This is a genomic window from Neisseria sp. P0022.S010 (assembly GCF_051956635.1).
Genome location: NZ_JBQCXF010000065.1, coordinates 1 through 12,337, shown reverse-complemented (window position 1 = coordinate 12,337; position 12,337 = coordinate 1). Strand labels below are relative to the sequence as shown.

Annotated in this window: 16 protein-coding genes and 4 pseudogenes; 8 read left to right on the top strand and 12 right to left on the bottom strand. The window is 45.4% G+C overall.

The genetic code is table 11. From position 1 onward, the window contains the following. From vgrG to ACTHUT_RS08310, 4 genes are all read left to right on the top strand, one after another. On the top strand, positions 1 to 1,970 hold a 1,970-nt coding region (vgrG, locus tag ACTHUT_RS08325; RefSeq protein ID WP_440386782.1), incomplete at its 5' end, for a type VI secretion system tip protein VgrG. Continuing rightward, positions 1,963 to 2,790 carry a phospholipase D-like domain-containing protein gene (locus tag ACTHUT_RS08320; protein WP_440386781.1) on the top strand — a complete coding sequence of 276 codons (828 nt, stop codon included), beginning with the start codon at positions 1,963 to 1,965 and terminating at the stop codon, positions 2,788 to 2,790. The genes vgrG and ACTHUT_RS08320, both read left to right, overlap by 8 nt. 135 nt (positions 2,791 to 2,925) lie before the next feature. Next, entirely contained in the window at positions 2,926 to 3,861 is a 936-nt protein-coding gene (locus ACTHUT_RS08315; protein WP_440386780.1) for a phospholipase D-like domain-containing protein, read from the top strand. Between the two features lie 5 nt (positions 3,862 to 3,866). Then, a complete protein-coding gene (locus ACTHUT_RS08310; RefSeq protein ID WP_440386779.1) occupies positions 3,867 to 5,015 on the top strand; it encodes a DUF6396 domain-containing protein in 1,149 nt (382 codons plus the stop codon). Positions 5,016 to 5,260: 245 nt separating this feature from the next. Here the strand turns inward: ACTHUT_RS08310 and ACTHUT_RS08305 are convergent. Continuing rightward, positions 5,261 to 5,402: pseudogene (locus tag ACTHUT_RS08305) on the bottom strand (IS5/IS1182 family transposase); the annotation flags it as partial. Between ACTHUT_RS08305 and ACTHUT_RS08300 the strand changes: the two are divergent. Continuing rightward, positions 5,365 to 5,787 (top strand): annotated as a pseudogene (locus tag ACTHUT_RS08300) (transposase); the annotation flags it as partial. The pseudogenes ACTHUT_RS08305 and ACTHUT_RS08300 overlap by 38 nt on opposite strands. Here the strand turns inward: ACTHUT_RS08300 and ACTHUT_RS08295 are convergent. The 10 genes and pseudogenes from ACTHUT_RS08295 to ACTHUT_RS08250 all read right to left on the bottom strand — a co-directional run bounded on the left by ACTHUT_RS08295 (position 5,786) and on the right by ACTHUT_RS08250 (position 10,234). Continuing rightward, complete coding sequence (locus ACTHUT_RS08295) at positions 5,786 to 6,004, bottom strand: hypothetical protein (RefSeq protein ID WP_049322366.1); 219 nt, start codon at positions 6,002 to 6,004, stop codon at positions 5,786 to 5,788. The pseudogene ACTHUT_RS08300 and the gene ACTHUT_RS08295 overlap by 2 nt on opposite strands. Beyond that, a complete protein-coding gene (locus tag ACTHUT_RS08290; protein ID WP_440386778.1) occupies positions 5,985 to 6,206 on the bottom strand; it encodes a hypothetical protein in 222 nt (73 codons plus the stop codon). Before ACTHUT_RS08290 ends, ACTHUT_RS08295 begins: the two co-directional genes overlap by 20 nt. 41 nt (positions 6,207 to 6,247) lie before the next feature. Then, positions 6,248 to 6,575, bottom strand: a pseudogene (locus tag ACTHUT_RS08285) (hypothetical protein). Beyond that, positions 6,500 to 6,673: a hypothetical protein gene (locus ACTHUT_RS08280; RefSeq protein ID WP_049322420.1), complete on the bottom strand. Its 174-nt coding sequence runs from the start codon at positions 6,671 to 6,673 to the stop codon at positions 6,500 to 6,502. The pseudogene ACTHUT_RS08285 and the gene ACTHUT_RS08280 overlap by 76 nt, the downstream one beginning before the upstream one ends. A gap of 13 nt (positions 6,674 to 6,686) precedes the next feature. Further along, on the bottom strand, positions 6,687 to 7,190 hold the full coding sequence (locus ACTHUT_RS08275) for a glycoside hydrolase family 108 protein (protein WP_049322369.1): 504 nt from the start codon (positions 7,188 to 7,190) through the stop codon (positions 6,687 to 6,689). A 79-nt stretch (positions 7,191 to 7,269) separates the two neighbouring features. Continuing rightward, the gene (locus tag ACTHUT_RS08270; RefSeq protein WP_049332761.1) at positions 7,270 to 7,641 is read right to left on the bottom strand and encodes an ASCH domain-containing protein; all 372 of its coding nucleotides are present in this window, start codon (positions 7,639 to 7,641) and stop codon (positions 7,270 to 7,272) included. Beyond that, positions 7,619 to 8,704 carry a hypothetical protein gene (locus ACTHUT_RS08265; RefSeq protein WP_314461033.1) on the bottom strand — a complete coding sequence of 362 codons (1,086 nt, stop codon included), beginning with the start codon at positions 8,702 to 8,704 and terminating at the stop codon, positions 7,619 to 7,621. The genes ACTHUT_RS08270 and ACTHUT_RS08265 overlap by 23 nt, the downstream gene beginning before the upstream one ends. A gap of 54 nt (positions 8,705 to 8,758) precedes the next feature. Further along, on the bottom strand, positions 8,759 to 9,319 hold the full coding sequence (locus ACTHUT_RS08260; protein ID WP_440386777.1) for a hypothetical protein: 561 nt from the start codon (positions 9,317 to 9,319) through the stop codon (positions 8,759 to 8,761). A gap of 23 nt (positions 9,320 to 9,342) precedes the next feature. Beyond that, positions 9,343 to 9,573 carry an excalibur calcium-binding domain-containing protein gene (locus ACTHUT_RS08255; protein ID WP_440386776.1) on the bottom strand — a complete coding sequence of 77 codons (231 nt, stop codon included), beginning with the start codon at positions 9,571 to 9,573 and terminating at the stop codon, positions 9,343 to 9,345. Between the two features lie 13 nt (positions 9,574 to 9,586). Next, positions 9,587 to 10,234 (bottom strand): LexA family transcriptional regulator, encoded by a 648-nt coding sequence (locus tag ACTHUT_RS08250; RefSeq protein WP_440386775.1) that lies wholly within the window; start codon positions 10,232 to 10,234, stop codon positions 9,587 to 9,589. A 141-nt stretch (positions 10,235 to 10,375) separates the two neighbouring features. Between ACTHUT_RS08250 and ACTHUT_RS08245 the strand changes: the two genes are divergently transcribed. After that, complete coding sequence (locus ACTHUT_RS08245) at positions 10,376 to 10,576, top strand: DNA-binding protein (protein WP_314575196.1); 201 nt, start codon at positions 10,376 to 10,378, stop codon at positions 10,574 to 10,576. Beyond that, positions 10,576 to 10,854 (top strand): DNA-binding phage protein, encoded by a 279-nt coding sequence (locus ACTHUT_RS08240; RefSeq protein ID WP_049322374.1) that lies wholly within the window; start codon positions 10,576 to 10,578, stop codon positions 10,852 to 10,854. The genes ACTHUT_RS08245 and ACTHUT_RS08240 overlap by 1 nt, the downstream gene beginning before the upstream one ends. 178 nt (positions 10,855 to 11,032) lie before the next feature. Here the strand turns inward: ACTHUT_RS08240 and ACTHUT_RS08235 are convergent. Beyond that, positions 11,033 to 11,437, bottom strand: a pseudogene (locus ACTHUT_RS08235) (transposase); the annotation flags it as partial. Between the two features lie 659 nt (positions 11,438 to 12,096). Here ACTHUT_RS08235 and ACTHUT_RS08230 point away from each other — a divergent pair. Next, the coding region (locus ACTHUT_RS08230) for a hypothetical protein (RefSeq protein ID WP_440386774.1) at positions 12,097 to 12,337 on the top strand (241 nt) is incomplete at its 3' end.

The following is a 12,337-nucleotide window of genomic DNA, read 5'->3' as shown; positions in this document are numbered from 1 at the left end:
TCAGCATCCGTCACAACCCCATCGTCGAAGGCATACGCACGGCCGACTACAACTACCGCAGTGCCGATACCGACCTCTTTGCCGAAACCGACAACAAACAGTCCGAAGAATCAGCCGACAATACCGTCTTATTGGGCAAACAGCAGCATTGGGGCCTTCATCCCAAAACCCCCGACGAAGCCCAAGTTCAGACGACCCTGTTGAACGAAGCCGTCCTCTGCCGTCAAACCGTCACCAACGGCAGCGGCAACGTCGTCTCCATGACACCGATGAAAGTGTTCCAAACCGATGTCTCCTTCCCCGAAGCCCCCGACGGCTGGCTGGTGCTCAGTATGGAACACAGCGGCAGCCGCGATACCGCCTACAGCCATACCTTTACCGCCATTCCCGCCCAACTCGCCTACCGTCCCAAACGCACCACCCCGCGTCCGCATATCGCCGGCACACTGCCCGCACGGGTAACCGCGGCGGAGAACTGCACCTATGCCTATATCGACGATATGGGCCGCTACCGCGTCAAACTACCGTTTGATTTAGACGAATGGAGTCCCGGCGGCGAAAGCCGTCCCGTCCGACTGGCCAAACCCTATGCCGGTCCCGAATACGGCATCCACTTCCCCTTACACGAAGGCACCGAAGTGATGCTCTCCTTCGTACAGGGTAATCCCGACCGTCCGTATATCTCCGGCGTGATGCATGACAGCACCCATACCGACCATATCCCTGCCGATTGGAACACAAGAAACGTCATCCGCACCTGGGCGAACAACAAACTGAGGATGGAAGACCTGAAAGGTCAGGAACACATCAAACTCGCCACCGACTACCAAAAATCCCAACTCAACCTCGGCCACATCGTCGACTCAAATCGAGAAAAGCGTGGTAAGAACGGTGAGGGCTTCGAACTCAGAACTGACGGTTGGGGCGCCGTACGGGCAGGCAAGGGCATACTCGTCAGCGCACAAAACCAGGACGCCAACGGCAAAGTGCTGGATATGGACGATGCCATCTCCCAACTCGAACAAGCACTCTCCCTGGCCAAAAGCCTGAACAAAGCCGCCCAAACGGCCAACAACCATAATACCGATGAAGAAACCCAAAGGGGCCGTCTGAAAGACGCCCTCAAAGAGCTGAAAGAGGCCGGTTTGATCCAAACCGCCCCGGCCGGCATCGCCACCGCGACCCAACAAAGCCAACTGCACACCGCCAATGAAAATATCCACCTCGTCAGCGGGGCAAACACCGACATTACCGCCGGTCAAAGCCTGACCGCCCATGCGGCAGAAAGCCTGAACCTGTTTGCGCAAAGCAGCGGCATCAAGATGCAGGCCAACCAGGGCAAAGTGGAAGTGCAGGCACAGAATGACGAGTTACAGCTGAACGCCTTAAAAGACGCCACCCTGACCAGCAGCGCAGGGAAGATCACCATTGCGGCGAAGGAAGAGGTTTTGATTACCTGCAAGGGGGCGTATATCAAGTTGGCAAACGGGGAGATGGAGATCGGAAGTCCGAAGGTAGTGCGGGTGAGGGCGCCGTTGGTGGTGAATGGGCCGAATAGTTTAGGAATCACTCACCCAGATTGGCCTAAAACTTTACCAAAACGTCCGATGCGAATTAATCTGTGTCAATCTCCTCATTCAGATCACTTTTTCATCGGTATGCCTTATACAATCTATGCAGATGGAGAAGAAATTCAAAGAGGGGTAACGGATGCAACAGGGTATATTGCTGTCGAACATGAAATACCAACAAGTAAATATAAGATTGTATTTGCTAACGATTTGGAATATTTGATTCCGATTGAGGATGAATTTAATGAAAATACATCAAGAGATAAAATAACCAATCGTGGTTTTCATGGCTTGAAATATACAAGTTCTGAACTTTCTCCGATAGAGCAAGCAAAGAAATATTTTGAAATAGTACATAATATAAAAGACAAAAGTTCGAAAGGTTCTAAAAATGGGTAAACCTGTGATTGCGACTTCCACTAAATCTAAATTGGGTGCAACAGCATCAATGAACTGGTTTTTAGACTCACAGGAATCATCACCTGTTGCTGCTACTTTCAAGCCATTGATTAATGGGAAAGAAGCTTTTACAACGCTCCATGAAAAAATTGAAAAAGCCGAACATTCAATTGATATTGCTATATGGGGATTTCAGCCTTCGATGCATCTAAAGCGGGACGGTAAGAGTAAGTGCATTGGGGATTTATTGATTGAAAAAGCAAAAGCAGGTGTGCAGGTGAGGATATTAGTTTGGAGTATACCTTTTAAAATACAGACTTTTTCAGAAGCCAATATGGGAAATGCACCTGGTGTTTTTTCAGGCGGAGTAGCAGGGGTAACTAAAGCTCAGAAACAGTATGATCGAAATTGGTATTTAGCAAGAGAAGGGAAATTACATACGTTAGATCCACATGCATCTCAAAATATTCAGAAATCGTACCCTCATTTATGGGAACTATCAAAGTCTTCATATCAAAAGAATCTGAAATTCAAAACTCGGAGTGTTGAATCTCAGAGTAATCAATATGAAGATAAGGAGTTACCAGAAAATGCAAAATCAACATTGAGGTTGTTTCCTTCTCATCACCAAAAAACAGTTTTGATAGACTACGAAGTACCTCACAAGGCAGTAGGCTTTGTAATGGAACATAATATGCTAGACAATTATTGGGATGATAACAGCCATATTTCTGGTAAGGTATCAGCGCCAAACCAGGGAAAAAATGTTGATACACCATTACAGGATGTGTCCAGTATCGTTAGCGGTGAAGTTTTATAGTATATCAACCGTAATTTCTGCCAATCTTGGGATAAGGTAAGTAGTGAAAAACTTGGAGAAAAAAGAAAGGCTCTGACTTTCGACAAATATCCTTTTAACAAATCTGCCGGAGGTACGCCTTTGATGGCGCAGATATTGCGCACTTACGACAAGCCGGATATTGAAGACATCAAAAAAATCTACCTGCAAAATATCAAAAGGGTGACCAGTTATATTTATACAGAAAATCAGTATTTTAGATGGCCTCCCTTAGCTGAGGCGTTTATCAAGCATTGGCAAAATTTAAGATCGAAGGGGCGCCCTGCAAATATGCCAATACATTGGTTTGTTGTAACTAATTCATCTGATGATGGTTTGGGAAAAGGAACGTATACAACAAATAAAATGTTAGAAAAGTTGGGAAGGCAGGATGTGATGCCTAATGTTGCCCTTACACATACAGAACGTATAGAATTTTTGGAAGCATCGCTTGGAAATAATCATACACAAGGATCAGCAAGTACTATTGCTAAATGGAAAAGAGAATTGGCGGAATTACAGGAAGAACAGAAGCAACGTTCTGGGGCAAGAGAACGATCCTATACTAAAAATGCGGAAGAAGTGAGGGAGAAAGAATTTGCCAAAAAACTGAAAAAAGAGTTGGGTGTCAAAGTCCATGTCTGCACCTTGACTGCATCTAATGCTTGGAAAGAAGTTTACATTCATTCGAAGGTGACCATTATAGATGATGTCTTTACCGTTATCAGCTCAGCCAATCTGAATACTCGCAGTATGCAGGTAGATACGGAATTAGGCATATTCACCGAGAATGGCGCAGTGGCACGCAAACTGCGCAAAGACTTGTGGAAACTACATACACGCGATCTGCACAAAGCCAATAATGCGGCAGGAAAGTTTGACAATGTGGCAAATCCAGAGGGAATGAATGATCCGAATGTAGCATTTATGGCTTTTAGACGGTGGCAGATAATAATGGATGAAAATAAAAAACAGATTATAAACGGTAAACCGCCACTGTACCCTCTGTGCGAATTTTTACGCCTGGATCCTAAAATATCACAATTGGATTGACTATTATGCACAAATCCCTCAAATATACCCTGATAGTTTTAGGCTGTCTGGCAGCAATGTTTATTTGGTTTCTCCTTTGGCTGAAATGCAATCCCATCCATATAGGCGGTGCAAACGGTCAGGTTAAGCCCGCGTATTGCAGCATAGGGGAAAAATGGCAAGAAAAACAACGGAAGAAAGAAACCATGAAGACAATCGAAGAAATCAAAAAGAACCTAGAGTTTACCTGCGTGCATGAAAAACGCCCACCTCTATCCGAGGAAACACAGCAACTCTACAATTACGCGCTGCACCGTGATTTGAACCATATGTGGCCTGGACAGAGGGGGGACGGTTTTTGGGATGAACTATTGCCGTATTACCGCATTGCCGCCGCTAATGGCGATTATAAGGCAAACGTACGGCTGCAGTTCCTGCTCAGCGATGGCTGGACGAGGGTTCCCGATATTGAGGCTGAAGCTGAAACCCAGAAATTGTATAAAATGCTGCACAAACAACTTCCAGCTACCGCCTACTATCTGCTCAAAGGCTATATCGAAGACGGCTACGGTGTCAGCGCGCCCCCCGACAGCGAGCTGGCATTTTTACGCAAGGCTGCGGATATGGGTAACAGGGAGGCGCAATATACGTTAGGTCAGATGATCAGTAGTTTAGATGATGAAGAAACACGTGAATTTCGATTAAAGCTAATGATGAAGTTATATCGGTGTGCTTCTGAACAAGGACAAGGTAATGCTTCTTATTGGTTGGGTATGTTTCTTCCTGACTATCATAAATATGATGAAGCCGTTAGAGCCTATCATCAGGGGGTAAAAAACGGTAATTATTTATCTGCTTTTATTCTTTCTAATGCGTTTAAGGTAGGAAAAGAAAAAGGAAATAACAACTTTCTAGATGTGGAGGCTGATAAAGAGCGTGCTCGCCGTTACAGTATTATTGACTCTTATCTGTCAACTTACGAATTCATGTCGCCGACCGTTCCTGATTTGGACGATATCGTTCCGCTACCGCCGGCACCTTTACCCGAATGGGACGGCAAAATCGCCTTTCAACGCTGGGTGGAGGGAAATGAACCACCAAAACCCTCTGATGAGTTGATAAAAAAGCTGGCGGATAAAGCAGGCTTAGATGTAAAAACCGGGCTACCATTGTAAGGACCATTCAAAGTGGGAGGAGTCAAGGATTATCTAACCTATTTTTATCAGTCTAAGCCACTTTACCAGAGAGAAAAGTTTGCAAACTTATTTGAAGAATAGGCTAATGTCGTCTGAAATTTTTCAGACGACATTTATTTATAAATATCGCTTGAAATTGTTCCAAGCCGATATGCCTACATCGACGAAATGGGGCGCTACCGTGTCAAACTGCTGTTTGATTTGGATGAGTGGCCGTCTCTTTATCCAAGGGGTATCTTTATCTTTGCTTGGTGTGGTTTGGCCGCTGACTTGTCCTTCTTCATCGACTTCTATGGCCTGACGCTGTTTGCTGCCGGCGGTCTGAATAATGGTGGCGTCAACGACAGCAGCGGATGCTTTCTCTACAATCGAGGCTCAAGCTGCTTTGCTTGGGCGAGGCGAACGGTCGGAGTATCTGAAACGGTCGGCACAGGATTTAGGAGTATCGCTCGCTACGCTCTATCGGAAATTGGAGTCTGTGAGTGTTAAGCTGAGCCGAAAACGGCGAAGCGATGCCGGTAAAACGGAACTGAAGCTGGAAGAAGCCAAACTGATTTCGGCTGTACTGGTGGAGGCCATGAGGCGCAACGGAAAGCGGTTGATGTCGGTCAAGCAAGCAGTGGAGATGCTGCGAGCCAACGGCAAAATCGAGGCGGCGCGGATTGATGAGGAAACGGGAGAAGTAAGTCCTCTTTCTGAAAACACCATTACCCGGGCTTTACGAGAGTACAAGCTACATCCCGACCAAATCAGTCATTTTTCAGACGGCCTTTCTTGTACCATGTCTGCCAGCCGGAAATTTGTTTTTCCAGTTTTTGGCAGTATTCGCCATAGCGGACGGCGTGGTTTAAAAGTTGTTCGGGCGATCCGCCACTCAGACGCTCGGGGCGTTCGTGAACGAGCAGCAGCTCGGAAGAGACGGGGGGGATTTCCGCGACGGTAACGGTTTTAATCGTGGCCGAGGGCACGGTTGTAGAGTTGCACGCTGTTAGTGCCAAGGCCGTTAAAACGGTTGCCGTCTTTTTGTACAGTTTCATCAATCTGCTTCTCCAATTGAGCCGCTTGGCGGCCGATTTGCTGATAGGCGGTTGCCAAATCGCGGCTTTGTGCTTGTGCGAAATCAAACCGCTGAGGACTTATAGCCGCAGAAATAAATCGTTGGTACTGCACCTGCTATCAGCAAAATCAGAATCAGGGTCTGCCAAATAGGGTTAAGCGTTTTCCACATCGTCTTTTCCTTTATGGATTTCAGCGATCTGCGGAATCGCCGCGATCGCGTTTGATTAATGCATACCCGCCAACCAATGCGCCATAAGCCCACCAGAGCCATTCCGGCGCATCTGCTGTTTGCGAGAATTTATAGGTCATAGAGGCGGCTGCCACGTTTGCCCATAGTTTGGTATGGCTGATTTTCCCTGTGGCCGGATTGGATACCAATCCGCTCAACCATTTGAAAAAGGCGGTTATTTGCGACGCTTTTTTTTGGCTGCGCGTTTCGCGGCGGCTACCCCGCTCTTGCGGTGGGCTTGCGTCCAACATCCCTGAGTCGGCATGGCGTAGCGAATGCCCAGGTCGCTGTGGCTGAAATCGGGCAGCATGGCTGCGGTCATTAGGGCGATGAGTGACTTTTTTGACATGGTTTGTCTCCCTTTAATCGGTGTTATCTGCAGACGCATGAATCAGGTTTTGTGCCACGCGGCGAATCCAGCCTTTGCCAAATGATGTGAACGTGCCGAGCTTGGTATAAAACACCAAACGTTCGGCATTGAAACGGAGCAGGAGGTCATTTTCAGGAAGTGAATTGATGGCTTTGAGGCTGACTGCTCCGATAACGCCGTCGTCCGGCACGCCTGCGGCGCGTTGCAGCATACGGGCAGCATTGCCATGACCGTGATTGATGCAGGCATCGAAGAATTGGAATGCAACCGCTTCCGGCATTTGATCGGCGTGATAGCGTTCCCAAAATGCTTGACGGTAAATGCCGATCGCTTGTTCACGCGTCATGGCACGCATGGAACCGTTGTAGCCGTTTGCCTGAGCAGTGCGTTTGGTAATGCCCCAGTTGGTCTCGCCGCCGGGGTCTTTGGGATGATTGACGTAGCCGCCCTCGTGGGAGAGGACGCGCTCAATAAATTGGTTGAATTTGGTGGACATAAAAAATCCCTGTATCTATTGATAGGTACAGGGATTTTAGGTAAGGCCGTCTGAATAGGCTTTTAAAGGGGGTTAAAACTTAAATGTAACAAAAGGATTGAGGCGCAATACCGTTTGGCAAAATATCTGCCAAATCTTTTTGTCGATTATATTTCTTTACTTTGCCTACTTTAATGGCATGTGCAATGTCTTTACCTTCAAAATAAGCTTCAAAGAAATCGGCACTGATGCCGGAAAACTCTGCCGTTCTTTCCCATAAGCGGATAGGAGACTCTGATATTAATTCTGCAATTTCAAACTCACCAACTACTTTTCCTATAGGTAAAGTGGCATATATCACTACTTTTTTAACTGCTTTGTTTTTGGGTAAAACCCGACGAAATTCAAATTTTTTCTCGCCATTAAGAATTTTCTCGGCATACTCGGGTTTAATAGATAACAAAACTTTCATTGACTTGACCTAATCTCAAAATATGATATGCCTGTTGGTGGGTAAGTGGCATAAAACCAAAATATGCACCTTCACTTAGACCAACCTGCTCAAGTAAATCTTTTCTTATGATTCGCTTGGGTAAGGCAATATTATACGAGAATCTCAATATATGCGGATACTTTCTTACCTGCCAAAATCGTTGTAACTCTTCTTGAGAGAAAACGCTATAAGGGGCACAGTATTTTTCAAATTCAGCATAGCTATCAAACGAATTAATGTGTCGATATTCTTCAACGACACATACCGAACTTATCAAGGCACGATAATAAGCCCTTCCCGGTTCATCAGTAGTTCGGTAGATAAATAAGACATCTCCACGTTTTAATTTTTCAATTCCACCCATATTAGTTAAATACACTTTATGGATACTGTTTGTTGGAGAAACGTCTTGAATAATAGAAGTATCTTCTGTTCTTAGTATTGAATCCGGAAGTAATCGGGTGTGCCATTCAGGATAGATTGACAGTAAATAAGTCTGAGGTTGATAAGTAGTATCTCCCCTAAAATTCACAAGAGGATAGTTTTTATTGGTGTTTTCCACACCTTGATATACAAGATTAAAACGTCGAGTTAAAACCAGTTCCGTTCCATTAGCTGTTACCTTTTTTGCTTCTATTCTAAAACCATATCGTTCGAATAACGCGATTAAGGGAACATGTTCAGCAAAAACAGTTACATAAATATCATTGAATCCATATGTAATTGCATAGTCAAAGATTTTTTTGATAAAACGCTCCCCAAGTTTAGTTCCGTGGGCATTGATTTTGAGCGTCCCTACTTTCAACCAGCCACGACTAAAGTTGGTGGATAATACCGGAATACAATCATCAATAATTTGAGGTTCGGCCTTCAAGTATAAAAAACCATCTATAAAACCGTTATTCCCATAAAATACATAAGCATATTCTTCTGCTTTTCTTTGGAACCAATCTGAAAATTCACGATAAGATGCTTTTAAAGAGTCAAAAAAGGGGTCATTCAGATTTACATCAGCAAAACGTTTGTATTGTAAGTTTTCCATATTTTTCTTCCTGTTTTTATCACAGCTATCTGAAGTTATTAGACGTCATTCAATTTACTCAGGCTTTGCCGTCAAAACCACGCTCGGTAAATTGGTAACAGTGACTTTATAAGCAATCCCACCACGCGCCCATTCTCGGGTTGGCTCTTTTTGAGCATTATGGCTGTCAATCGCCATTTTGATTTGGTCGCTGGTATCACGCAGCAGTGTGCGGTCTTCCGGGGCGGTTGCTGCAATCAAGGCTGCGGCGGCTTTGGACAGTTTTTCCGCTTTTTGAGGCACTGCATCTGTATTCCAAACTACTCGGACGGCAGTAATTTTGTCGGCTTTATCGGTATCAACGGTTAATGTGAGGCCGTCTGAAAAGTCATGCAGCAGATTCTTTCCTTCTGCATTATCGGTTGGGGATACATGTTCAGGCAGGGACAGCCCGGTTTTTTGGTCGGCAAGCCCTTTATTGGCTGCTGATTGATAGTCGGTATAGCTTACCAGCATAGTTTTTAATTCGGATTGTGCCTGCTCTTGAGGTTGGGCAGATGCCGGTTGTTCTTCAGATTGGCCACCACACGCAGATAATGCAACTAAAACCGATAGTGTAAGTAAGATTTTTTTCATGAGTTTCCCTTGGGTTGATTGGTTTATTTTTTACGCTTTTTCGGACATTTCTTGCCATTGCCTCCCGGGTTGCAGTCGCAGGCCTTACCGTCACCATCACGATCTAAACTTTTCCAGCCCGGCATCTTGGCCAAATAATACTTTTGCGCGGCTTGGTGTGTCGGGAAATCTTTGCATTTGGCTGCAGCAACAGCCTGATGCGGTATCAGCAGGCACAAAACCGGCAACAATGCTGCAAAATAAGTTTTCTTCATAAGTTTTCCTTTGTTATGTCAGGTCATTTGAGATTTGAACCACTTGGCCGATGACCTGAATATCGGGATGGTCTGCCAACATCAACGACATCGGCGGATAGGTATCATTGTCTGAAATCAGCAGCAGGCTGCCGTCAATCTGTTTTTGGATGCGTTTGACCCAAAGCGTTTCGCCTGAACGGATGACGTAAATTTGTCCGTCTCGCGGATTGTTTTTGGAGGTATCCACCAAGAGCATGTCTTTACTATGGATGGTGGGCTCCATGCTGTCTCCACGTGCGGTGACACAGTTGAGGTCTTTGGCAAACAGGCCGCGTAACTTAAGCCAGTCTTTGCGGTAAGCCAAGTGGTTGGCCGGCTCTGCCACTCCGTAGGCGGCCGCGCCATTCCCTGCGGACACTTCTACGTCATACATTGGGATGTATGCGTATTCATCTTTATCAATTTCCCCTTTAAGGTGGAAATTTCTCCCTTTCCCTATCAGCCAGTTTGCATCAATTTGAAAAATTTCCACTATAGATTGGATCATTTCTAGCGGCGGACGCTGCTTTCCTCGCAGTACATCCTTCAGTCTGGTCGGTTTTTCTCCAATTTTTTCGGCAAATTCGTCGATTGTAATCTTATTAAATTCAATAACTTGCCTAATTTTTTCCAAAACCATACCTAAAATTCCTCAAATAAGTGGAAATAAACCTTGCAATAGTGGGATATTTCCACTATTATTTACACAACATTTAACCAAGATTGTTTAAATCTTTAAACAATCAGAATTTTAACACGAGAACGAAACAGGAGATATTCCGTGAAAGCAGAAAAAATAAAAGCAGGTTTCCGCGAGCGCGGTGAAACGATTAAGGATTGGTGCGATGCGCGTGGCTATGACCCGACTTATGTGTCCCGGATTTTGAACGGAAACGTTAAGGCAAACCGTGGTAAGGCGCATGAAATCGCGGTTGAGTTGGGGATGAAGTCCAAATTAGATGAAGTGAAACGGAGTGCGTGATGAGTGCCAAAGGCGTACGACTTTTAAAAGTCTTTAAGGCATTGGAAGCCCATCCGATTATCGGCATCAGCAACAAGGAAATTTCAGACGGCCTCGGTATTTCGCCGGTACATGTCAGCCGGGACTTGGAAGACCTGATTGCGGAGGGTTTGGTGGTCAAGCTGGATAACGGCAATTTTGCGTACAGCATTAAAACCTTGCAAATCGCGGAACGTTTCAGACAGCAACAAGAACGTTTGACTGCACGTTTGCAGGAAATTGAACAACGAGTTTATTAAATGCGACGACGTCGTCGCATTTGCAGGAGATAAAAATGGAAGTATTAGGACACGCGGTTGGCGCAACGGCAAACGAACTGGCAATACACAGCATGGCGGTTATGGATCGTTTTTCAAATGGCGAGGCTTACAACGAGGCTGTTTGGATTGAACGTGGACGTTTTGCGGTACGCCAAACGATTTTTAAGCTTTTTTCGGTCAATTGTCGGTTAATCAGTTCCAGCAGTTCGGACAGGGTGTCGTCTTGCGCCAGCCAGTTGCGGTAGCGGCATAAGGTGCTGTAATCGGGGATGCTCAGTTCGTCAAAACGGCAAAACAGGTTGAAATCGATGCGGGTGATGAGGCTGTGTTCGAGTTCGGGATCGGAAAGGCTGTGCCATTGTCCGAGCAGGACGGCTTTGAACATGGACAACAGGGGATAGGCGGGACGGCCGCGGTGGTCTCTAAGGTAACGGGTTCTTTGACGATTCAGGTATTGTTCGATCGGTTGCCAATCAATCACCTGATCCAACTTCAATAGTGGGAAGCGGTCGATGTGTTTGGCAATCATGGCTTGTGCGGTTTGCTGAAAGAAGGTGGTCATGGAAAATCCCCTAAATGTCTTGATGGGAATTTAGGGGATTTACAAAGGTTTCGGCCTCAAAGTCCACGTTCTGTCAGTATGTTCTGTCAGTATTATGATGAAAAGAACAGGCTGCACTACAACCGTTTATGTTATTACAACCAAAAGAACGCTGGATGAAATTGAAAGAACTGGGGATTTAACAACAAGGGATTTATTGAGAAAAAGCTGGGGCAATTGATAAAAGGCCGTCTGAAAAACCTTTCAGACGGCCTTTTTTATTCTTGAATTCTGTAAGCGATTGAATCACTGAGAGAAACAGAAGTTAGCAGATTAAAACACTAGCATTATTAATTTAACATAATATAAATTAATTTCCTTTTTCCTATTCTTCTACAAATTCCGCTTATTGTTCCTATATGTCATGAGAATTAATGATACTCCAGAGGGTGTGCTCATAGTACTCCAATTTTTAGTATAAAATCAATGGTTTTTAAGAGAAATGCGGCTGCTTAATTTACCACCTTTCCCCTGAATGGTGGAATAGGGTAGGGTAAAATGTCTCTTTATTCCTTATTTCAACCGTTCAGACGGCCTTTTCCCCATTCATCCCATTTGCTTTACCAGCGGCATTATCCCCGTTATCATACAGTGTTCATCGTCAGTCGGATATTACCCTTATGACCGCCCGCCAATCCTATCATCTTACCTTCGCCCGTTTTTCTCCCTCACTTTCAGTCCGCTCCTTCACCGCCTCCGAAGCGGTCAATACCGCCTACCGTGTCGAAATCACCGCCACATCGACCGATTCCTCTTTGCCTCTGTCTTCCTACCTCAACCAACGCGCAGCATTTGAGATTCGTCCGCAGGAAGGCTTACTGTCGGAAGTGGCCGGGGTGTTCGGGTCTGCTTCAGACGATC

Bases quoted from the DNA above. Each gene is read 5' to 3' on its own strand.
- ACTHUT_RS08250 (WP_440386775.1), bottom strand. From the start codon at position 10,234: ATGGTTTTGGAAAAAATTAGGCAAGTTATTGAATTTAATAAGATTACA.
- ACTHUT_RS08270 (WP_049332761.1), bottom strand. From the start codon at position 7,641: ATGAAAGTTTTGTTATCTATTAAACCCGAGTATGCCGAGAAAATTCTT.
- ACTHUT_RS08240 (WP_049322374.1), top strand. From the start codon at position 10,576: ATGAGTGCCAAAGGCGTACGACTTTTAAAAGTCTTTAAGGCATTGGAA.
- ACTHUT_RS08265 (WP_314461033.1), bottom strand. From the start codon at position 8,704: ATGGAAAACTTACAATACAAACGTTTTGCTGATGTAAATCTGAATGAC.
- ACTHUT_RS08275 (WP_049322369.1), bottom strand. From the start codon at position 7,190: ATGTCCACCAAATTCAACCAATTTATTGAGCGCGTCCTCTCCCACGAG.
- ACTHUT_RS08280 (WP_049322420.1), bottom strand. From the start codon at position 6,673: ATGTCAAAAAAGTCACTCATCGCCCTAATGACCGCAGCCATGCTGCCC.
- ACTHUT_RS08260 (WP_440386777.1), bottom strand. From the start codon at position 9,319: ATGAAAAAAATCTTACTTACACTATCGGTTTTAGTTGCATTATCTGCG.
- ACTHUT_RS08320 (WP_440386781.1), top strand. From the start codon at position 1,963: ATGGGTAAACCTGTGATTGCGACTTCCACTAAATCTAAATTGGGTGCA.
- ACTHUT_RS08310 (WP_440386779.1), top strand. From the start codon at position 3,867: ATGCACAAATCCCTCAAATATACCCTGATAGTTTTAGGCTGTCTGGCA.
- ACTHUT_RS08255 (WP_440386776.1), bottom strand. From the start codon at position 9,573: ATGAAGAAAACTTATTTTGCAGCATTGTTGCCGGTTTTGTGCCTGCTG.